At 56.9% G+C, this 20,093-nt stretch carries 20 protein-coding genes and 1 tRNA gene; 12 read left to right on the top strand and 9 right to left on the bottom strand.

Going from position 1 to position 20,093, the window contains the following annotated elements; genetic code table 11:
- Nucleotides 1-108: 108 nt before the first annotated feature.
- Nucleotides 109-729, bottom strand: a complete 621-nt coding sequence (locus AC2FNC_RS12225; RefSeq protein ID WP_496715466.1) for an efflux RND transporter periplasmic adaptor subunit — start codon at nt 727-729, stop codon at nt 109-111.
- A gap of 133 nt (nt 730-862) precedes the next feature.
- Here AC2FNC_RS12225 and AC2FNC_RS12220 point away from each other — a divergent pair, with 133 nt between their 5' ends.
- Nucleotides 863-2,431, top strand: coding sequence for a tannase/feruloyl esterase family alpha/beta hydrolase (locus tag AC2FNC_RS12220; RefSeq protein WP_496715464.1), 1,569 nt, complete (start codon nt 863-865; stop codon nt 2,429-2,431).
- Between the two features lie 336 nt (nt 2,432-2,767).
- On the opposite strand, the gene AC2FNC_RS12215 is transcribed toward AC2FNC_RS12220, so the two are convergent.
- From AC2FNC_RS12215 to AC2FNC_RS12200, 4 genes are all read right to left on the bottom strand, one after another.
- Nucleotides 2,768-2,844, bottom strand: a tRNA-Arg gene (locus AC2FNC_RS12215).
- Nucleotides 2,845-2,908: 64 nt separating this feature from the next.
- On the bottom strand, nt 2,909-4,294 hold the full coding sequence (locus AC2FNC_RS12210; RefSeq protein WP_480554848.1) for an ATP-binding protein: 1,386 nt from the start codon (nt 4,292-4,294) through the stop codon (nt 2,909-2,911).
- A 15-nt stretch (nt 4,295-4,309) separates the two neighbouring features.
- Complete coding sequence (locus AC2FNC_RS12205) at nt 4,310-5,728, bottom strand: dihydrolipoyl dehydrogenase family protein (protein ID WP_496715463.1); 1,419 nt, start codon at nt 5,726-5,728, stop codon at nt 4,310-4,312.
- Nucleotides 5,729-5,731: 3 nt separating this feature from the next.
- Nucleotides 5,732-6,463 (bottom strand): TVP38/TMEM64 family protein, encoded by a 732-nt coding sequence (locus AC2FNC_RS12200; RefSeq protein WP_496715462.1) that lies wholly within the window; start codon nt 6,461-6,463, stop codon nt 5,732-5,734.
- Nucleotides 6,464-6,759: 296 nt separating this feature from the next.
- Here AC2FNC_RS12200 and rpmH point away from each other — a divergent pair, with 296 nt between their 5' ends.
- The 3 genes from rpmH to yidD are packed head-to-tail and all read left to right on the top strand — an operon-like array spanning nt 6,760 to nt 7,576.
- Nucleotides 6,760-6,894 (top strand): 50S ribosomal protein L34, encoded by a 135-nt coding sequence (rpmH, locus tag AC2FNC_RS12195; protein ID WP_005980833.1) that lies wholly within the window; start codon nt 6,760-6,762, stop codon nt 6,892-6,894.
- Nucleotides 6,895-6,920: 26 nt separating this feature from the next.
- Entirely contained in the window at nt 6,921-7,346 is a 426-nt protein-coding gene (rnpA, locus tag AC2FNC_RS12190) for a ribonuclease P protein component (RefSeq protein ID WP_480474021.1), read from the top strand.
- Nucleotides 7,343-7,576 (top strand): membrane protein insertion efficiency factor YidD, encoded by a 234-nt coding sequence (yidD, locus tag AC2FNC_RS12185; protein ID WP_209505895.1) that lies wholly within the window; start codon nt 7,343-7,345, stop codon nt 7,574-7,576. The genes rnpA and yidD overlap by 4 nt, the downstream gene beginning before the upstream one ends.
- Before the next feature lie 161 nt (nt 7,577-7,737).
- Here the strand turns inward: yidD and AC2FNC_RS12180 are convergent, their stop codons facing one another.
- Nucleotides 7,738-8,508 carry an alpha/beta fold hydrolase gene (locus AC2FNC_RS12180; protein WP_496715460.1) on the bottom strand — a complete coding sequence of 257 codons (771 nt, stop codon included), beginning with the start codon at nt 8,506-8,508 and terminating at the stop codon, nt 7,738-7,740.
- Between the two features lie 114 nt (nt 8,509-8,622).
- Here AC2FNC_RS12180 and ttcA point away from each other — a divergent pair, with 114 nt between their 5' ends.
- The 8 genes from ttcA to AC2FNC_RS12140 all read left to right on the top strand — a co-directional run bounded on the left by ttcA (nt 8,623) and on the right by AC2FNC_RS12140 (nt 16,584).
- The gene (ttcA, locus tag AC2FNC_RS12175; protein ID WP_480623445.1) at nt 8,623-9,516 is read left to right on the top strand and encodes a tRNA 2-thiocytidine(32) synthetase TtcA; all 894 of its coding nucleotides are present in this window, start codon (nt 8,623-8,625) and stop codon (nt 9,514-9,516) included.
- 44 nt (nt 9,517-9,560) lie between these two features.
- Nucleotides 9,561-11,117, top strand: a complete 1,557-nt coding sequence (locus AC2FNC_RS12170; RefSeq protein WP_480554819.1) for a putative bifunctional diguanylate cyclase/phosphodiesterase — start codon at nt 9,561-9,563, stop codon at nt 11,115-11,117.
- A gap of 126 nt (nt 11,118-11,243) precedes the next feature.
- Nucleotides 11,244-13,073: a membrane protein insertase YidC gene (gene yidC / locus AC2FNC_RS12165; RefSeq protein WP_496715459.1), complete on the top strand. Its 1,830-nt coding sequence runs from the start codon at nt 11,244-11,246 to the stop codon at nt 13,071-13,073.
- Nucleotides 13,070-13,807: an MOSC domain-containing protein gene (locus tag AC2FNC_RS12160; RefSeq protein ID WP_496715457.1), complete on the top strand. Its 738-nt coding sequence runs from the start codon at nt 13,070-13,072 to the stop codon at nt 13,805-13,807. The genes yidC and AC2FNC_RS12160 overlap by 4 nt, the downstream gene beginning before the upstream one ends.
- Nucleotides 13,804-14,457, top strand: coding sequence for a ribosome biogenesis GTP-binding protein YihA/YsxC (gene yihA, locus AC2FNC_RS12155; RefSeq protein WP_480607402.1), 654 nt, complete (start codon nt 13,804-13,806; stop codon nt 14,455-14,457). Before AC2FNC_RS12160 ends, yihA begins: the two co-directional genes overlap by 4 nt.
- A gap of 60 nt (nt 14,458-14,517) precedes the next feature.
- On the top strand, nt 14,518-15,381 hold the full coding sequence (argB, locus tag AC2FNC_RS12150; protein WP_496715456.1) for an acetylglutamate kinase: 864 nt from the start codon (nt 14,518-14,520) through the stop codon (nt 15,379-15,381).
- 22 nt (nt 15,382-15,403) lie between these two features.
- Complete coding sequence (locus tag AC2FNC_RS12145; protein ID WP_496715454.1) at nt 15,404-16,090, top strand: ferredoxin; 687 nt, start codon at nt 15,404-15,406, stop codon at nt 16,088-16,090.
- On the top strand, nt 16,087-16,584 hold the full coding sequence (locus tag AC2FNC_RS12140) for a SixA phosphatase family protein (RefSeq protein WP_480520349.1): 498 nt from the start codon (nt 16,087-16,089) through the stop codon (nt 16,582-16,584). Before AC2FNC_RS12145 ends, AC2FNC_RS12140 begins: the two co-directional genes overlap by 4 nt.
- Nucleotides 16,585-16,628: 44 nt before the next feature.
- Here AC2FNC_RS12140 and AC2FNC_RS12135 read toward each other — a convergent pair whose 3' ends face one another.
- Genes AC2FNC_RS12135 through AC2FNC_RS12125 form a run of 3 tightly spaced genes read right to left on the bottom strand, consistent with a single transcriptional unit; the run spans nt 16,629 to nt 20,007 of the window.
- Entirely contained in the window at nt 16,629-17,420 is a 792-nt protein-coding gene (locus tag AC2FNC_RS12135) for an amino acid ABC transporter ATP-binding protein (RefSeq protein WP_480484762.1), read from the bottom strand.
- A 12-nt stretch (nt 17,421-17,432) separates the two neighbouring features.
- The gene (locus AC2FNC_RS12130) at nt 17,433-18,737 is read right to left on the bottom strand and encodes an amino acid ABC transporter permease (RefSeq protein WP_480484763.1); all 1,305 of its coding nucleotides are present in this window, start codon (nt 18,735-18,737) and stop codon (nt 17,433-17,435) included.
- 1 nt (nt 18,738) lies between these two features.
- A complete protein-coding gene (locus tag AC2FNC_RS12125) occupies nt 18,739-20,007 on the bottom strand; it encodes an amino acid ABC transporter permease (protein WP_480474035.1) in 1,269 nt (422 codons plus the stop codon).
- Nucleotides 20,008-20,093 lie beyond the last annotated feature (86 nt).

Genomic DNA, 20,093 nt, shown 5'->3' with positions numbered 1-20,093 from the left:
CAACCTGCCGTAACTTTGAGACAATCTCTTCCGGCTTCGGTCGCTTGTTTGCCATTCTTGGTCCTCCGTTTCCTAAACATAGCGGTGGACCAGTTCAGATGGGGAGGCTCAATGGTGCAACTCCAGCAAAGAGTCATATGGGTGCGCAAACGAAACCAGAGCTGGGTCAACCTGAACAATTTCCGCAAGCGGCTTTCCAGTCTCGGTTTTGAGGTACGCTCCGCGGCTCAAGCGCGGCGAGTCGATGTACCCCGTAATAGGTGCGGTAATCGTTGTGCTGGCCAACTCTAGCTTTCTCAGATCCAGCCCGATCCTCGCCTCGTCAACGGCGACCTTTGCAAGCGCGAGCCTTGCCGACGCATCCTCTAGCTGCACTTGCGTCGCGGTTCCCCTGTCTTCGAGCTTGCTGACACGCGCGACATTTGCCTCGGCTTGGGCCAATTCAATCTGCCGCCTGTCCAAGAGAGCCTGGGCGGCATTCACCTGATGCTCATACACCACACTGCTCAACGAGAAGAGTAATTGGCCAGCCTCGACGCGGTCTCCCTTTGTGAAATGGATATCGGTCAGAAAGCCATTCACCGAATTGGCGACCTGAGATCGCATGCTGGCTTCAATACGCCCCTCAAATCGCAGGTCGGCCAACTTGTCACCAAGTTTATCCACGCTTTGAGCGAGAACCGACGCGGGGAAAATCACAAATAAGGCTAGCAAAATACGGACGGTCAAAATTCTAAGTCTCCTAACGAATGTGGGTATGGAGGTGGGTATACGGTAACCAGTCTATAGCCTAACATAAATCGGATGTTACTCATAAGCCAGGTTCGGGCAAAATTCGGTATTCCATTGAGGGGGAAGCGTAGTGAACACAAAGGTTATAAAAACATACCAACTCCTGGCTTGTGCAGTATTGGGCGCGTCAGCAATTGGCAGCCCGTCCTATGCCCGGCCAATATGTGCGAACCAGACCCTGCCTGAGCTCCCCGATGTTTCAATTGCTTCGGTCACAGAAGTGTCCGCTCCTGCGCCACATTGCAAAGTTTCCGGTGTGATTGGTGGCAAGATCAATTTCGAACTCCTGCTACCGGAAAATTGGAACGGCAAATTTGTTATGGGCGGTGGAGGCGGATTCGTCGGTTCCGTGATGAATACCTCCCTTATCGATGGCTCACTTCAATTGGGTTACGCCACTGTCGGCACTGACACAGGACATCAGGGGCATCCAGCCGACGCCAGTTGGGCCCTCAACGACCTCGAGGCGCTGGTCAATTTCGGACATCTGGCAGTTCATCGAACAGCAGTCACAGCCAAGGCCCTGACCAAGGCTTTTTATGAAAAACCAATTGCTCGCAGCTACTTTACCGGGTGCTCCCGGGGCGGTGGACAGGCAATAATGTCCGCTATGCGTTACCCAGAAGATTTTGACGCGGTTGCGGCTGGCGCCTATGCGGTTGACTGGACGGGAATTGCCGTGCAGGCAACTCAGATCAACCAGGCGATGTACCCAGACCTAAACAATATCGAAGAGGCTGTCATTGGGCCAGAAGCTCAGGCGCTGGTCGAGAGTTCATATCTGGCCGTCTGCGATGGGCTGGATGGGCTCGAGGATGGCATCCTCAATGACCCCCGGAAGTGCGGGTTTGACGTGGCCAGCCTGCAATGCGAAGGCGACAATTCCGAAGACTGTCTGAGCGCCAGAGAAGTTGCTGCGTTCAAGGCGGTCTATGACGGTCCCAAGAACTCCGATGGCGACAGCATGTATTACGGTTTCCCATTTGGCGGCGAAACAGCCGAGGGAGGTTGGAGCCGCTGGTTGACAGGTGGCATGAAGTATCAGGACGACGATGGGAGCTTCCAGGAGGGCGTCGGATCAGGTGGATTTGATGAACCTGTGTCGCCGAGCGCTTTTTTCAGCTTTGGCAACGGCATTATGCAGAATTTCGTCTATCACGATCCCAATTGGACCTATGAGAACTTCGATTTCGGCACCTATGCACAGGATTCTGCCGCGGCTGCGGAGACTCTGAATGCGACAAACCCGGATTTGTCCGCCTACCGCGCTCGTGGTGGCAAGATGCTGCTGTATTCCGGCTGGTCCGACAACGCGCAATCGGGCCTTGCAATGGTCGGGTATTACGAAGACGTTCTGGCTCATGATCCAAGTGCAGCCGACGATATTCGCCTGTTCATGATGCCCGGCGTAGAGCACTGCTTTGGCGGTCCCGGGCCCTCCTGGGTCAATTTTCTGGTTGAGATCGACAAGTGGGCGGAAACCGGAGAAGCGCCTGATCACATTACGGCCCTTTGGCTGGATGACAGCGCTCAGCCAGCCGGTGGCCGACCCGTTTGCGCCTATCCAAGTGTTGCCCAATATGACGGTCGTGGCGACCCCCGGGACCCTGCGAGTTTCAACTGTGGCGCAGGCAACTGAGGTGATACAGGTAAACACCGAAAGTCGGCTTCGTCCCGCGGTCTGTGAGTTCGATCTAATCAAAACTGTGCGCCTGCAGCGAATGGCCGGTAAGCGGACTGCGACCGCAGCATCGGAACTGGATGATGAATGTCTCTTATGGGCCGGAAACAGCAAACCGACACCCAAAAAGAGGAATTAAGCTCTAGCTCCCGCAACTGATCTGCAACTCAGGATCTATTATCGTTTCAAATATGAGAAATTTTTGGGGTGCCTTCCAGTGTCGAACGTTCACCTAGTTTCTGGTCCAACTATGACGGTTGGTTCAGGTTCGTGTGACGTTCAACAATTACCAAGTGGCGGACCGAGGAGGATTCGAACCCCCGACCCCTTGATTCGTAGTCAAGTACTCTATCCAGCTGAGCTATCGGTCCGCGTTGGTGAGGCGCTGTTTAGACCTGTGGTCAAAGACGTGCAAGCCGATTCTTCAAAAAAAAATCAAAAAGTCATGTCTCCGCGCGGAAGCCTTATTTCAAAGATCGTTCCTTCGGGCCCGGTCTCTTTCAGTGTCAGGTTACCGCCATGCCCGCGCACCAGTTCCTGAGAGATTGCAAGGCCCAGGCCAGAGCCTCCTTTGCGGACCCCACCCTGAAACGGTGTGAACAGGTTTTCACGTGCTTTTGGCGGAAGACCCGGCCCGGTGTCGCGAATTTCAAGACACCAGGCGTCCTGATATTCACACCCGTCGATGGTGATATGACCCGGCTTACCCGAAGCTTCCAACGCCTGTCTTGCGTTACGCACGAGGTTCATGATGACACGAAACAACTGCTCGGGGTCGGCGCGGGCGATCAGATCTTCAGGCACTTCGTTCACAATCTCGACGCAGCCCCCCGCGACTGCCAGCTGTTCACTGGTGGCGACGTCAGCCGCAATTGTCCGCAAGGGCACCATCGTCAAAGTGGGTGCAGGTTCTTCCGCGCGACCGAATGCCAATGTGCTTTCACACAGCGATACAGCACGGGTGATCGAATTCACCAACTTCGGAGCCATTCGCCGGACCAGCGGGTCATCACTGGATTCGATCCTGTCCGTGAACAGCTGCGCCGATGTCAGGATGTTACGCAGGTCATGACTGACCTTTGCAACCGCCCCACCCAGTTGCGCCAGCCGCTCGCGCTGTTTGAGCGCCTGCGTCAGTTCCGTTTGCAACATCTTCAGCGCTTCTTCGGCCTCGCGCAATTCCGTCACTCTGGAATTCGGCGAGATGATGCCGCGCGCATCCTCGGGTGCGCTGGCATAGCGCTGCATATATCCCACTACGCTTTTGATTGGGCGAACAAGAACCACTCGCACCGCAAGGAACAGTAAGGACGCCGTGATGATTGAGATGACAAAGGACAGCCCCAGAATGCGCAGGCCGTAGTCAACCATCGCCATACGCAGGGGGGCGCTGTCGATCGTAACCTCAATTAGCAACCCCGCGCCCTTGACCGGCTCGCCAATGATACGGATGACTTCATTTTCGGGTATGAATATCCGGCTCACCGCATCCCGGATCAAAATCCACGGACCGGCATCCCGTAGATCGAATGTTTTGGTGATTGCCTCGGGAATTGGTGACGACAGCATGAGTTGGCGGACTTCATCCCGACGCAACACAACGTTGTAGACACCGGCATTCGCAAGCAATTCCGCCTCAAGATCTTCGGCCAGCATATCATCAGCCAGCAACGCCAGCGATGCGATCTGGGCGCGTTCCAGACGGTTTAGCAGGAAATCCTCGCGGAACCGAGCAATCGACGGGACAAAGATAAGGATTTCGGCCAACATAACGAAGACCGTCGTCAGGATCAGAAATCGGCCCGACAGCGAGTTCAAAATACGCTCCTCTTCAGGTCAGGGAATCCAGCGCTGGACGAACCTGACCACACGTTTAACTGTCTGATTCTCAAACAGCCTTGGAGAGAAATAAGCGCCAGCAACGCGTTTGTTAAGCTCTCCGATCGTTGGATACGGTGAAACCATAGCAGCGATCTGTTCCATCTTCAGATTATTGGCCAAAGCCAGCGACCACATGTTGATCAACTCGCCCGCCTGAAGGCCCACAATCGTGGCACCGACGGGCCTGCCCTTCACCACCATGACCTTGATGAACCCTTTGATTTTGCGCTCGGCCAAAGCGCGGTCATTATGATGATAGTCAAAGCGCGCAACCCGCACCCTGTCGCCATGCCGGTCGCGGGCCTGAGTTTCGGTCAGACCAACCTGCGCCAGTTCAGGGTCGGTGAACGTTGCCCATGGGATATGCGCCGTTTTCGCCCTAGCGGGCAGGCCGAACAAGGCGGATCGAATGATGATACCCGCATGATACCCGGCTACATGGGTGAATTGCAGCCCCCCCACGACATCGCCAATCGCATAGACCCGGCGGTTTGACGTCCGCAAGCTGTCATCCGTCTTGATTCCGGTTCGGGTGCGGTCAATTCCTGCCGCGGCCAGATTCAGACGCTCGATATTGGCTTTGCGCCCTGTAGCAATCAAAAGATGAGAGCCCCTGTGAATATCGCCATTCTCGATCACGATTTCCACAACGCCTTCCCTTCCGCGAATCTGGGCCACCACGGCATTTTCGTGGACCATGACACCTTCGCCGCGCAAAGCCTCCAGCACCACGGACGCGGCCTCGGGGTCGTCTTTGCCCAATGCCTTCTGCCCTTCAACAACTGTTACCTTGCTGCCCAACCGGACATGAGCCTGCGCCATTTCCATACCCACCGGACCACCGCCAATGATCAGCAAGTGTTCCGGACGCTCGCGCAGGTCGAAAATGGTTTCGTTTGTTTGATAAGGCACTGTGTCCAGTCCCGGGATCGGCGGAACCATTGGCGACGACCCGGTTGCAATCACGATCCGGCGCGCGGTGATGACATGATCTCCGGCCTGCACCTTGGTCGGGGAGATAAAGCTGCCAAACTCGCGGATCACCTTGACACCCAAACCTTCGAAGCGTTGCTGGCTGTCCATTGGTTCGATCTGGGCAATCACATCCCGCACATGATCCTTCGCCGCCGCATAGTCGATCTGAGGGTTTACATCGGCCACGCCAAACGCGGCGGAATGCGCCTGACCAAAGGCCGCTTTGCCGCTTGCGATCAGCGCTTTCGACGGGACGCAGCCGAAGTTCAGGCAGTCGCCGCCCATCTTGTGCCCTTCCAGAAGGATCACCTTCGCACCCATCTGGCTGGCACCGGCCGCAACCGACAACCCTCCGGACCCGGCCCCAATGACCAGGATATCTGTCTTGAGGTGTTGCATGGGTCAGGCGTCCTTTCCGCCACGCAGGGACTTGATGACAATCGGCAAAGCAGCCAGCACACACAAGCCGACAATGGGGCCAATAACGAAGGGTTCCCACAATAAAGAAACGTCCGGTGTTTCGCCACGGTCGAACACACCGCCCAGCCCAACGCCGATCCAGGTGTAAACGATACCCCCCGGGATAATGCCCAGCGCCGTCGTGATCAGAAAATTGCGAAATTTGACGCCCACCAGCGCAGGCACCAGATTGGCCACAAAGAACGGCACAACCGGGACAAGCCGCAGCAGGAACAGCACCGAGATTTCGTTCTCGCGCAACCTGTCCTTCAGCTTCCCAATCGTCCCCTTTGAGGCATTCAGCCGGGCCGTCAAAGCATTGCCCAACCCCCAGCGGGCGGCCAAAAAGATGGCCGATGCGCCTATAGTGGCCGAAAATACATTGAACACCGTTCCGGCAAACAGTCCAAACAGGAACCCACCGGTCATCGAGGCGACAGCTGCCCCGGGCAGCGAAAACGCGACGATCACGATATAGACGGCAACGAACCCGGCCACCATGGCCCAATAGTTTGCGTCCCGCCACGCCAGCAACGCTTCGCGGTTGTCTCGCAGGGTTTCGAAAGTCAGGTAATCACCCAGCGTGAAAAACCCCACCGCGGCGACACCGAGAATCACCAGCAAGGGGATATGACGCGCCAACCCGTTTCGTGGAGCCTGGCTTGTTTCGGACATCTGGCCTTCCGGTTCTTCTTGTTTCATCTTACGCCCAACATGCGCTGCTTGCGCTTTTGGCAACAGGGGGTTCACGGGGCCTTGATCTATGTGGCCGCGAACGTGACAGTTTCAGACGATAATCGACCGATTTGAAATCTTTTCAGCAATCGGTTTACAGAATTGTTGCAAAAGCCGCGAAAACCGGGCCGTTGGGGTTTGACTTACACTTCGCTTGGCAGTAGAGGACGGGCTTCGAACACTAGGGCCAGGCGAATCCGCGCCGCACCCGACCGCTATAGATTGGAGACGGAGCGATGAAACGCACCTATCAGCCTTCGAACCTGGTTCGCAAACGCCGCCACGGTTTCCGCGCGCGCATGGCCACAAAAGCCGGCCGCAAGATCCTGAATGCGCGCCGCGCCCGCGGCCGCAAATCGCTGAGCGCGTAAAACCGCCCACTGATCAGGGTATGAACATGATGCCGCCGGAGGCCCCTGAGGATGGTAAGAACCACCCCGGGAATACGCCCCCGGCGGCTTCTGTTTGTCTACCCACATCTCTGACGATCCTAAAAAAAAGAGCCGATTTCCTGAAAGCCGCGCGCGCGCGCAGACAGGGAACGTCTTCGATGATGGTGCAGGCCCGCCGACGCGCTCCGGATGAAGCGGTCGGGCTGCGCGTTGGCTTTACCTGCTCAAAGAAAGTCGGAAATGCCGTGGCCCGCAATCGTGCCAAGCGCCGCCTGAGAGAAGTCGCACGGGCGGTCTTGCCTGTGTCCGGTCTTGAGGGATGGGACTATGTGCTGATCGGGCGGGCTGATGTAACCGCCGATCTTCCTTATGATGTCCTGCTGAGCGACTTGCGGTATGCGCTTCGCAAAGTGCATGCGGGCCACAAATGACCTTCCTGTCCCATATCGTCGCCCTGCCCGTTCGCGCGTACCGGCTGATTTTCAGCCCCTGGGTTGGTTTCAATTGCCGCTATCAGCCCACATGCTCGGCCTATGCGCTGGAAGCATTGGAAAAACATGGCGCGATCCGGGGATCATGGCTGGCTGCGCACCGGATATGCCGCTGCCATCCCTGGGGCGGTGACGGTTACGATCCGGTGCCCGACAATACAGACCCTTAAATCAACGCCAGATTGCCGCGGTCGGTGAAGCTGCGGGTCGGAATGACCTCTCGGTCCAGTTTTCCCATCAATGTATGGTGCAGGTCTTCGAAAAACCGGGGCGAATCAAAATACCAGTTGTGTGTCGCAGATGGCCCATCCCCGTATTCATCGCGGGTGTTTTAGAAATAGGACCCGCAATACAGATTAACCGCTTTTTCAGGCCGGTCGTTTGGCATTCCGACACGGCCCAGTCGGCGCGATACTCCGACACGCTTGACCTCTGAGATCGACAAAACCTCGTCAAACGGGCTGTAATAGCATGTCAGCCTTGTACAACGTCGCATCAGAGAGGACGTCTTGGAACTGCCATCGCGGAACGATTTCGCGGATACATCCGCCGCGACAAACGCGATCTGGCTGGTCATCCAGCTGTGTTGCGCGGTTTCGTGGTCGTCATCGGCATAATCCATGGCTTCTCGCACCAAGAACGTGCCCATGGAATGTGCCAGAACATGGACGTTGTACCGGCAATCCGCAGTCTGCATCCGGGACAGCCGCGTGATCCTGTGACTGAACAATTTCTCTGCCGCACGCCGCGCGTCAGCCCGGTCAACGTTATAGCCCAGAACAGATCCATCGCTTGGCCAGTCATAGCTGATGACCACACCGTTAAAGCCATGCATCTCAAGACCGGTGCGAATTTTGCGGTGACGTTCCAGCATCTGGTATTGCTCGGTATTGAACCCGTGCACGAAGACAACAATATGCCCGTTCTCGGTAGCCGTCGCCCCGGCTTCGGCCTGAATCCGGCTTATCCATTGAGATTGCGGTATTTCATGCTGCCGTGCCGGTTGCCCGACATTCCCCGGAATAACCAGATATCGCGCGGTGCCCATCTTATTTGAATAGTGTTCGCCGCTGCGGGCGCGGACGGAAAAGAAATAGTCCATAATATACCTCCTGAAAAATACGCGCAGGGTAACACGGGTGTAACTACTCTCCAAATGCGGTTGATCCTGCTTCTACGCCTTGCCCGGGCCTTCTGTCCGCTGTAACCACGGCGCATGTTTGATGATGCAGACGATATCCACCCGCTGTTTGCCGGCGCGCCCTCGACAACCGAGTTCAAGAAGCTGCGTAAACGCATTGTGCGCCAGACCCGTGAAGCGATCGAGCAATACGGGATGGTGGATCCGTCCGCCCACAAAAAGGATGGTAAGCCACCCCGCTGGCTGGTGTGCCTTTCGGGTGGCAAGGACAGCTATACATTGCTGGCCGTTCTCTACGAGCTCAAGTGGCGGGGCCTGTTGCCTGTCGATCTGCTGGCCTGCAATCTGGATCAGGGCCAGCCGGGCTTTCCGGCGACGGTCCTGCCCGAGTTTCTTGGTCGAATGGACGTGCCGCATCGGATCGAATATCAGGACACATATTCCGTTGTGATGGACAAGGTTCCGCAGGGCCGGACCTATTGCGCCCTGTGTTCCCGTTTGCGCCGTGGCAACCTCTATCGCATCGCGCGCGAGGAAGGGTGCTCGGCGGTCGTCCTGGGGCATCACCGCGACGATATCCTTGAGACGTTTTTCATGAACCTGTTCCACGGCGGACGCCTGGCCACGATGCCGCCGAAACTGGTGAACGAAGAAGGCGATCTTTTTGTATTCCGCCCGCTCGCCCATGTCGCCGAAGCCGATTGCGAGAAATTTGCCAAGGCGATGCAATACCCGATCATTCCCTGTGACCTGTGCGGCAGTCAGGATGGGTTGCAGCGCCAGCAGGTCAAACAGATTCTGGATCAATGGGAAAAGAACAGCCCGGGTCGGCGACAGGTTATGTTCCGAGCGTTAACAAACGCGCGGCCATCGCACCTTCTGGATGGAAAGCTGTTTGATTTCATTAACCTTTCACGAAATTCCGACGAAAAATCTGGGAACTTAGAAGAGATTCCGCTTCTGCGTTAACGACTGACTTAGACTGGTTTCATAGGCTTTGCCTTGTGCAGATCATGCCCAAGGCCAGAAAGCTGATGCGGAACCATCCCCTTACCGACCGTTTTGTCCATTCGTTGAAAACCGTTCTGGGCGGCCCAGCCGCGCTGGCCTTTGTTCCTGCGCTTTGTCTGAGTGCGTTTTGGATTGGGGGTGAACAGGCCCTGGTTGCACTGGCCCTGATTTTGCCTCTGATCGTCGCAGGCATCAATGCATTCGCAGCCGATCCGTCGCGTAAGGGGCTTTGGCGCCCCGGCGGTCTGCTGTCAAAGGACCAGTTTGAAACAGTTTTGGAGAAGGTATTTGCCGACGCCCGCCTGAAGGGGGAAAACTCGGCCTGTTTCGCGGTGGTTCTGGATGACTTCACGCAATTGCTTGATCTGCACGGACAGGCGGCGGCAAACCACGTTGCACAGCAATTCTGCTCGCGCGTTTTGTCCATGATCCGCTCCAATGATTGCGCAACCCGGATGGGTGGAAACAGGATGATGGTTGTTCTGCACCCGGCACGGCAACTGGATCTGGAAGCATGTATTCAGATGTCGGGCCGTATGCAAAACGCCGTTGAAGACCCCATCATGTTGAATGGCACCGGCGTGTATATGTCCTGTTCCATTGGCTTTTGCCTGAGCAGCAATATCACTGACGGCTCGGCAATCGAATGGCAGGAAGCCGCAAATAACGCCCTTTTGGAGGCGCAACAAAATGGGCCTTCCACGATTCGCGCTTTTTCCTCTCAGACGCGCAGACGGGCGCAGGTCAGGATCAACTTGCGCAAAGAGTTCGAGGCGGCGCTGGACAGCGGTGAAATCCGCCCGTGGTTTCAACCCCAGATCTCAACCGATACTGGGCGTATCAGTGGGTTTGAGGCTCTGGCCCGCTGGGAACATCCGAAAAAAGGGGTTCTTGCTCCCAATGTGTTCCTGCCCTTTGCCGAACAGGCCGAACTGATGGACCGGCTGGGGCAGGCCATGCGGCATCATTCCTTCTCTGCAATGCGCGAATGGGATCGGTCCATGCTGTCGGTGCCGCGCATCGGGATCAATTTCTCATCTGACGAACTGCGCAATCCGGGCCTGATCGACCGTCTGAAATGGGAATTGGATCAATTCGATCTGACCCCTGACAGGCTGGCGGTCGAGGTGTTGGAAACCGTGTTCTCCAGACGGCCCGACGATGTCATCACCCGCAACGTCACCGGGCTTGCCGCAATGGGGTGCTGTATTGATCTGGACGATTTCGGGACAGGACATGCCTCGATCGGTTCTATCAAACGGTTCAACGTATCCCGCATCAAGATAGACAGGTCATTTGTTGCCAAAGCGGATCTGGACCCAAGCCAGCAACAGCTTGCCAGCGCCATTCTGATGATGGCGGAACGTTTGCATCTGGAAACTTTGGCCGAAGGTGTCGAAACACCGGGTGAACACGCTCTGATGGCCCAACTGGGTTGCGATCATGTTCAGGGGTTTGGCATCGGCAAGCCCATGCCATTTGAGAAAACCAAGGATTGGATCTCGTCTTACCGCAACAAGATCGAAGGAGTTCCTAAAATCGGGCGGCAAACGCGGTAGGGAACCGGAAATCGTGACAAAGAAGACCCCTCCGTGACGAAATGACGGGCGATTCCGCTTGACCTTTGGGTCTGCACTCTGTTGAACCCTGCGGGTGTCTTTCACTGCTCAAGGTGGCTGTCCCCGATGGACGATCAGAACAAGAACCTTATCCTCGCAACCGCGCTCAGCTTTCTCGTGATCCTGGTCTGGTTCGTGCTGTTCCCCCCTCCGGAACAGACGACAACGCCGGATCAGGCTGAAGTAACCAGCGTCGAAGGCAATGAGGTTCAGGCGCCCAGCACAGCCGATACCAGCACTGTCGGAGAGGCAACTGCGGCCGCCACCGAAGCTGAGCCCAAGGCCGAAGCGCCCCGCATCAATATCGACACGCCCCGCCTGACCGGCAGCCTGTCCCTTGCTGGCGGTCGGATCGACGAGCTGTCTTTGAAAGACTACAAGGTCTCACTGGCCGAGGATTCTCCGATTGTCGAGCTGTTGTCGCCGGTCGGGTCGCAATCCGCCTATTACGCCCTCTATGGTTGGGCCCCCGGCGCGGGCCTGACCGGTACAGACGTACCCGGACCAAATACCATCTGGATGCTTGAGCAGGGTGAAACCCTGGGTGTTGACACACCTGTGACACTGGCCTGGGAAAACGGCAATGGACTGACATTCCGCCGCACCATTGCGGTTGACGAGAACTATATGTTCACGGTCACGCAATCTGTCGAAAACGCCACCGGAACCGAAGTTGGACTGGCACCTTATGGCATTCTTGCGCGCCACGGCATTGGCGAAGACGGCGACCTGCCGGACCTGAAAAACTTCTTCATTCTGCATGAAGGTGTGATCGGTATGGCCGACGGCACTCTGACCGAAGTGGATTATGGCGACGTTCGTGATTTCGATATCGATCCGGACGAACGCGCGCAGGCCGAGGTATTCCAGGTCAAGGAAAACGGCTGGATCGGGTTCACCGATCATTTCTGGATGACCACGCTGATCCCGGAACCCGGTTCTGCTTTCAAGGCGGCTGCCAAATACGACTCGCGTCGCAAGATTTACCAGACAGAAACGGTACTTCCGACGCTGACCGTGGCACCGGGAACAACCGAGCAGGTGACAACGCAGCTGTTTGCTGGCGCAAAGGAATGGGAGACCATCCGCGAATACCAGGCTGACGGTGTGCAGAAATTCATCGACAGTATCGACTGGGGCTGGTTCTTCTTCCTGACCAAGCCGATTTTCTGGCTGCTGCACAACATTCATGCGCTGATCGGCAACATGGGTTGGTCCATTATTGGCCTGACGCTGATCATCAAGGCAATCCTGTTCCCGCTGGCCTTCAAGTCCTACGTCTCGATGGCGAAGATGAAGGAACTGCAACCGCAGATGGAAGCCCTGAAAGAAGCCGCGGGCGACGACCGCCAGAAGATGCAGCAGGGCATGATGGAGCTGTACAAGAAGGAAAAGGTGAACCCCGCTGCCGGTTGTTTGCCAATCCTGTTGCAGATCCCGATCTTCTTCTCGCTGTACAAGGTGATTTTCGTCACAATCGAACTGCGTCAAGCACCGTGGTTTGGCCCCTTCCAGGACCTGAGCGCACCTGACCCGACCTCAATCATGAACCTCTTTGGCTTGCTGCCCTGGGCCGGCCCGCAACCGGATACCCTGATGGCGCTGATCTTTATCGGTATTCTGCCGCTGCTGCTGGGGATCTCGATGTGGCTGCAACAGAAACTGAACCCGGCACCAACTGATGCCACACAAGCGATGATCTTCGCGTGGATGCCCTGGGTCTTCATGTTCATGCTGGGCGGCTTTGCAAGCGGTCTGGTCGTGTACTGGATTGCGAACAACACGATCACCTTTACCCAACAGTATCTGATCATGCGCAGTCAGGGCTATTCGCCGGACGTATTCGGAAACATCAAATCCGGATTTAAGCGATTGCCGAACACGGACAAGAAATGAGCGGAACTGTTTCAGGCCTTTGGCGTCACCCGATCAAAAGCCATGGGCGTGAAGCCCTGAGCCTGATTACCCTCAACCCCGGGCAGACCATGCCCGGGGATCGCGTTTGGGCGGTTGCCCATGAAGCGACCAAGACCGACGGAACGGAATGGGCCCCGTGTGTGAATTTCAGCCGCGGTTCAAAAGCTCCCAAGCTGATGGCGATTTGGGCGAAACTGGACGGCGAGCAGGTCACTTTGCACCACCCGGACCGCCCGGATCTGAGCTTTCACCCCGACACGGAGCAATCGGTTTTCCTGGATTGGGTAAAGCCGCTTATGCCCACAGACCGTGCTGCGTCTGCCCGAATTGTCCGGGTGCCCGGGCGCGGCATGACCGATACCGATTTCCCGTCAATCAGCCTGTGCAACATGGCCTCTCATCGCGCTGTTGAACAAAAGCTGGGCCAGTCTTTGTCTGCGGCGCGGTGGCGGGGAAACATCTGGTTCGAAGGCCTGCCTGAGTGGGATGAATTCGACTGGCTGGGCAGTGACCTTCGCATTGGCGAAACCGTACTCCGGGTTCGCGAGCGTATCACCCGCTGTCTGGCCACGACCGCAAATCCGGAAACCGGCGAACGCGACGCGGATACTTTGGGCGCGCTGAACAGCTGGGATCATCAGGATTTCGGTGTTTATGCAGAAGTTGTTCAGGGTGGTGAAATCCGCCTGAATGATACGCTGGAGTTGCTATGACCACGCTTCCGTTTCCGCTGGCCGAAGAGCCGGATGACTTCGCCAAAGAACACGGTCGCAAACTGTTTGCCGGCCCGTCCGAATTTGTCAAAGGCGTGGTCGCCATGACGGGCCTGCCCGCCCCTGACCGGTTGGAGGTTTGCTTTGCCGGACGCTCGAATGTCGGCAAATCCAGCCTGATCAATGCGTTAACCGGAACAAAGGGTCTGGCGCGTGCCTCGAACACACCAGGCCGCACGCAAGAAATCAACTTCTTCACGCAAGGCCCCGACCTCTATCTGGTGGACCTGCCAGGCTATGGGTATGCGAATGCACCGGTTAACGTGGTGGAAAAATGGCAGAAGCTTCTCAAGCAATACCTGAGCGGTCGTCAGACACTGCGCCGTGCCTTTGTCCTGATCGACGCACGACACGGGGTAAAACCGGTCGACGCTGAAATCATGAAATTGCTGGATACCAGTGCCGTGACCTTTCAATGCGTTCTCACCAAGGCCGACAAGGTCAAGGCCAACGAGCGCGAAAAGGTTCTGGAGCAAACCCGCGCGGCCTTGTCCAAACATCCCGCAGCATTCCCGGAAATCGTCCTGACTTCGTCCGAAAAAGGCGACGGGATTCCGACCCTGCGCTCGATCATTGCACATCTGGAATAGCTTCGCCCTTGGCAGCGCGGTGCAAAGGCCCTAACACGGACGGTCAGAGGGACCTTAGCAATGAAGACACGTGACATGAACCGGGACTGGATCGCCACCGCAGCAACCCTGAACAGCGCATTACCCTATCTGCAGCGCTATGATGGAGCCATCGTCGTCATCAAGCTAGGCGGGCACGCCATGGGCAGTGACGAGGCGATGGAGAGCTTTGCGCGCGATGTCGTCTTGATGCGTCAGGTCGGCGTGAACCCCGTCGTTGTGCATGGCGGTGGTCCGATGATCAACGCGATGCTGGACAAGCTGAATATCCAGTCCGACTTTGTGAACGGCAAGCGCGTGACTGACACGGCAACCGTCGAAGTTGTCGAGATGGTTCTGTCTGGCCTGGTGAACAAGCGCATCGTTCAGGCGATCAATGGTCAGGGCGGTTCGGCCGTGGGTTTGTCGGGCAAGGATGCAAACCTGATGATCTGCGACCAGACGGATGCGTCGCTGGGTTATGTCGGCACCCCTGCCGAGATGAACCCGAAAATCCTGCATGATCTGTTCTCACATGATGTGATCCCGGTAATCGCCCCGCTGGGTGCGGGCCGTGTGGGTGAAACGTTCAACGTGAACGGCGATACGGCAGCCGGGGCGATTGCCTCGGCATTGAAAGCTGACCGCCTTCTGCTGCTGACTGATGTCTCGGGCGTCAAGAACGCGGCTGGTGAAGTGGTGACCGAGCTGAAAGCCGGCCAGATCCGCGAAATGACCCGCGAAGGCACCATCGCAGGCGGCATGATCCCCAAGACCGAAACTGCCCTGGACGCCCTGCGCAGCGGCGTTCGGGCCGTCGTGATACTTGACGGGCGTGCGCCAAATGCGGTTCTGCTTGAACTGTTCACAGAACATGGCGCCGGGTCTCTGATACGGCCAGACTGATCACTGCAACAGCCGAGGGAAGATGACAGATCTCGCGCGACCTTCCTCTGGCCCGGATGCGGGAACTTATGGCCGCGTTGAACACGCGGCGCGTCAGGCGGGGTTGATTGTCATGGGCGCGCTGCATCCCCATCGTGTGGCAGCCCGGCAACTCGACACAGGCACGCTGATCTTGCTGGGCGCGGGTTCTGATTTCTGGCCTGCTCTGAAAGCCTCGCCCGAATGGCGGGGGCCTGATCCAGTAGACCGCTGGTCAACCAGAGTCGTCGGCCAGATGGCACATACGTTCGGTGCACAGGCCTATTTCCCCTTTGGTGATCCACCCTATGCGCCTTTCATCGACTGGGCCCTGAAATCGGGACGCACCTTCAGCAGCCCGGTGGGGGCCTTGGTACATGACACGGTCGGCATGATGATCTCATATCGCGGCGCACTGCATTTCGCCCATGAGCTTACCATCCCTGAGGCGCCCGGCGTTTCCCCCTGTGACACCTGCGCCGCCCCGTGCACGACAGCTTGCCCTGTCGGCGCACTGAACGCGCAAAACTTCTATGACCTTGTTGCCTGCCACGACCATCTTGAAACTGCTGAGGGTCAGACCTGCATGACAGGCGGCTGTCTGGCCCGTCTCGCCTGCCCGCTCAGCGTGGGCGCAGGGCGCAACCCCGAACAATCAGCCCATCATATGAAGGCTTTTCATCCGTCATGACCCGCACCCTGATCCTGACGCGACACGCAAAATCCAGCTGGGATAACCCAGGACTTGCCGATCATGAACGCCCCCTGAACAAGCGCGGGCGCAGGTCGGCCCCGGCCATTGGTGCATGGCTGCGCGAAAACGGCTGGATGCCGGATGAAGTGCTCAGCTCGACGTCTAACCGCACCCGCGAGACATGGGATGGAATGGGGTTAAAGGCCGATAAGGTCCGCTTTCACAAAGCGCTCTACCACGCCGACGCAGAAGACATGTTGCGTGAATTGGCAGGCGCTACGGAACCCGTAATATTGATGCTGGGCCATAACCCCGGCATCGCCGAGTTCGCCAGCCAACTTGTGCGACAGTCGCCGGATCACATGCGCTTTTTAGACTATCCGACTTGTGCAACAACTGTGATGACATTTGACGCCGACAGCTGGTCGGACGTGCGCTGGCATACGGGCACTGTGCTGGGTTTCACCACCGCGCGTGAGTTGCTGGAATAGAAAAAGGCGGGACAAAACCCCGCCTTTCCACCATCTTGAAACGTTCAGTGTCCCAGAATCTGGCTGAGGAACAGTTTGGTCCGCTCACTTTGCGGGTTGTTGAAGAACTCTTCCGGTTCGTTCTGTTCCACGATCTGGCCCGCATCCATGAAGATCACGCGGTTGGCAACCTGACGGGCAAAGCCCATCTCGTGCGTCACGCACAGCATGGTCATGCCTTCCTCGGCCAGTTCGATCATGGTGTCGAGCACCTCTTTGATCATCTCCGGGTCCAACGCCGATGTCGGTTCGTCGAACAACATGATCCGCGGCATCATGCACAGTGAGCGGGCGATCGCCACACGCTGCTGCTGACCACCCGAAAGCTGACCAGGATACTTGTCGGCCTGCTCGGGGATTTTCACCTTCTCCAGGAAATGCATCGCGCGCTCTTCGGCCTCTTTCTTGGGCGTCTTGCGCACCCAGATCGGCGCCAGCGTGCAGTTCTCCAGAATGGTCAGGTGCGGGAACAGGTTGAAGTGCTGGAACACCATGCCAACCTCGGACCGGATCTTGTCGATGTTCTTGAGGTCATTCGACAGCTCGGTCCCATCCACGATGATCGTGCCCTGCTGGTGTTCCTCCAGCGCGTTCAGGCAGCGGATCAGGGTAGATTTCCCTGACCCGGACGGACCCGCAATAACAATCCGCTCGCCCTGATTGACGGTCAGATTGATGTCGCGCAGCACGTGAAAGGAACCGTACCACTTGTTCATGTTGGTGATTTCGATGGCGACCTCGTCGCTCACCTGCATTTTGGAACGGTCGATTTCGCGGTCAATTGCAAGTTCAGACATGTGTTGAACTCCTTAACGGTGGCCAGTCTGAAGCTTGCGCTCCAGATACATGGAATAACGGGACATAGAGAAGCAGACGATGAAGAACAGGAACGCGATGAACGCGAACAGTTCCCAATAGATGCCGTTCCAGGCTGTGTCGGCGCGGATAGCAGATGCCAATCCGATCACGTCGAACAACCCGATAATCGACACCAGCGTCGTATCCTTGAAGATCCCGATGAATGTGCTCACGATGCCCGGAATTGAGATTTTCAGGGCTTGCGGCATGATGATCAGCCTCTGCGCCTGCCAGTAGTTCAGGCCCAGACTGTCGGCGCCTTCGTACTGTCCTCGTGGCAGGGCAGCCAGACCACCCCGGATCACCTCGGCCATGTAGGCCGCCGAGAACAGGGTCATCATGATCATCACCCGCAGGATGATGTCAAAGTTGGTGCCCGGTGGCAGGAACAGGTTCAGAAGCAGCGACGCCACGAACAACAAGGTGATCAGCGGCACACCGCGAATGAACTCGATAAAGCCCACGCACAGGTATTTGACGATTAGCAGGTCCGACTGACGCCCCAGCGCCAGAACGATACCGATCGGAAGTGAGACACCAATGGCCACAACGCCCAGCAGGATCGCCAGCATGAAACCACCGAACTGACGGCTTTCAACAGCTTCGATGCCAATCGGCAGAACCGAGTCCAACGCGCCCGTGAAATAGCTGGACAGCACCAGCCACCAGATCACTGCGGCAACGACCGCACCGATCATACCCACCAGTTCACTCACCTGCTTGCTGAGGACCGAATACACGAACCAACCGACGACAAACCCAAGCGCGGCCGAGATTGGCCCCCAGATGGTTCCGCCCCACATCAGGAACGGCATCAGGAACGGGTAGATTGCCGTGAAGATCAGCATCTTGGTTGGGACGCGATCCGAATACAGAACCGGCGCCAATGCGACCAGCAACAGAACCAGCGCAAGGATCGGTCTCCAGTACAGATGGCTTGGATAGAAGCCGAACAGCAACTGTAACCATCGGTCATTGATAACCGCCCAGCAGGCGTGCCCATGGGTCGACCCCCAGGTGGCCATCATGATCTCGCGGCACTCGTTGAGAGAGTCGGCATTCCACACGGACTGGAAAATCCATGGCAGAACACCTGACAGCACGTAGTAGATCGCATAAAGCGAAACCACCGTCAGGATCGTGTTAAACCAACTTGAGAACAGGTTGTGCTTGACCCATCCCAGCGCACCGACCTCGGAAGCAGGCGGTGCCTGCTCGGGCAGCATTTCCGTGCGGACAAATGAAACATCACTCATATTACCGCTCCACCAGTTTTACACGGTTGTTGTACCAGTTCATCACCCCTGAGATGCTCAGCGAGATGGACAGATAGACCAGCATCAACAGCAGAACACATTCCAGCTCGCGACCGGTCTGGTTCATGGTGATGCCGCCAAGGGTCCCCGTGATGTCCATATATCCGACCGCGATCGCCAGTGACGAGTTCTTGGTCAGGTTCAGGTAGTTCGAGATCATGGGCGGAATGATCACCCGCAATGCCTGCGGCAGGATCACAAGGCGCATGGTCCGGCCCGGGCGCAGACCCAGCGCCGATGCGGCTTCGGTTTGGCCTTTTGAGATGGCCAGGATACCCGCACGAACGATCTCGGCGATGAAGGCCGCCGTGTAAAGCGACAAGGCCAGCCACAGCGCGATCAACGAGTTACGCAAATGTGTGCCGCCGGTAAAGTTGAAGCCTTTCAGCTCAGGGAAACCAAGGTGAAACCCCAGGATGGTGAGAAGGACAATCATCGGCACAAACAGAATACCCAGCTGGATGTGCCAGATAGTCGGACGATCACCGGATGCCTCTTGCTTGGCTTGTGCCCAGGCGGACACCTTGCGCATCGCAAAGATGCTGCCACCAAGCACGATCAGAATGGCGATCAGGTCCAGCGAGATATCGAACCGCAGGCTCGACGCACCGAAGATGTGTATATCACCCAGGCTGCGCGAGAACAGGAACTCCGGGATATAGACCCCGCGATTGGTCACCGCGACAGAATCGAACAGATTCATCGTGGCTTCTGGGTTTTCTCCGCGGAACGCCCTTGGTGCTGGCAGGCTTTCGATCAGAATGGCCATGGCCAGAACGATCCACAGCAGCACAGGTACGTTGCGGAACATCTCGACATAGACGGTCATGATACGCGCAACCAGCCAGTTGTTGGACAGGCGCAGAACACCAACCAAAACACCGACTATCGTTGCTGTGATACAACCAAGAACCGCCACAACCAGTGTGTTCAGCAAGCCGATAAAGGCCGCGCGCAAGTGACTGTCGCGCGAATCGTATTCAAGCAAGCGCTGGTTGATATCGTAACTGGCCGGTTCTGCGAAAAAGCCGAACTCAACCGGTTTTCCAAGCGCTTCGAGGTTTTGGATGGTATTGGAAATGATCCAGGCTGCCAGAAGCATAAAACCAATCATTGCAATGACCTGGATGGTCGCAGATCGGTACCGCGTATCATAAAGGAGCATGGACAGCCGGAACTGCTCCTTCGGCGGGTCAGTGAGAGTCGTCATGACCTATGTATATCCCCGTGCATCCCGTAAATATGTCGGCAGAGTTGATCCCTGCTCAAAACCGTACGGGCGTGATTCTTATGGAT

This window comes from Ruegeria sp. BHSA123 (genome assembly GCF_059613425.1).
The sequence above is the reverse complement of the archived record's forward strand: the minus strand, read 5'-3'. Positions and strand labels throughout refer to the sequence as shown.

Coding starts and splice junctions, on each gene's coding strand:
- AC2FNC_RS12205 (WP_496715463.1), bottom strand. CDS start 5,728: ATGCAACACCTCAAGACAGATATCCTGGTCATTGGGGCCGGGTCCGGA.
- AC2FNC_RS12200 (WP_496715462.1), bottom strand. CDS start 6,463: ATGTCCGAAACAAGCCAGGCTCCACGAAACGGGTTGGCGCGTCATATC.
- rpmH (WP_005980833.1), top strand. CDS start 6,760: ATGAAACGCACCTATCAGCCTTCGAACCTGGTTCGCAAACGCCGCCAC.
- rnpA (WP_480474021.1), top strand. CDS start 6,921: ATGATGCCGCCGGAGGCCCCTGAGGATGGTAAGAACCACCCCGGGAAT.
- yidD (WP_209505895.1), top strand. CDS start 7,343: ATGACCTTCCTGTCCCATATCGTCGCCCTGCCCGTTCGCGCGTACCGG.
- AC2FNC_RS12180 (WP_496715460.1), bottom strand. CDS start 8,508: ATGGACTATTTCTTTTCCGTCCGCGCCCGCAGCGGCGAACACTATTCA.
- ttcA (WP_480623445.1), top strand. CDS start 8,623: ATGTTTGATGATGCAGACGATATCCACCCGCTGTTTGCCGGCGCGCCC.
- AC2FNC_RS12170 (WP_480554819.1), top strand. CDS start 9,561: ATGCCCAAGGCCAGAAAGCTGATGCGGAACCATCCCCTTACCGACCGT.
- yidC (WP_496715459.1), top strand. CDS start 11,244: ATGGACGATCAGAACAAGAACCTTATCCTCGCAACCGCGCTCAGCTTT.
- AC2FNC_RS12160 (WP_496715457.1), top strand. CDS start 13,070: ATGAGCGGAACTGTTTCAGGCCTTTGGCGTCACCCGATCAAAAGCCAT.
- yihA (WP_480607402.1), top strand. CDS start 13,804: ATGACCACGCTTCCGTTTCCGCTGGCCGAAGAGCCGGATGACTTCGCC.
- argB (WP_496715456.1), top strand. CDS start 14,518: ATGAAGACACGTGACATGAACCGGGACTGGATCGCCACCGCAGCAACC.
- AC2FNC_RS12145 (WP_496715454.1), top strand. CDS start 15,404: ATGACAGATCTCGCGCGACCTTCCTCTGGCCCGGATGCGGGAACTTAT.
- AC2FNC_RS12140 (WP_480520349.1), top strand. CDS start 16,087: ATGACCCGCACCCTGATCCTGACGCGACACGCAAAATCCAGCTGGGAT.
- AC2FNC_RS12135 (WP_480484762.1), bottom strand. CDS start 17,420: ATGTCTGAACTTGCAATTGACCGCGAAATCGACCGTTCCAAAATGCAG.
- AC2FNC_RS12130 (WP_480484763.1), bottom strand. CDS start 18,737: ATGAGTGATGTTTCATTTGTCCGCACGGAAATGCTGCCCGAGCAGGCA.
- AC2FNC_RS12125 (WP_480474035.1), bottom strand. CDS start 20,007: ATGACGACTCTCACTGACCCGCCGAAGGAGCAGTTCCGGCTGTCCATG.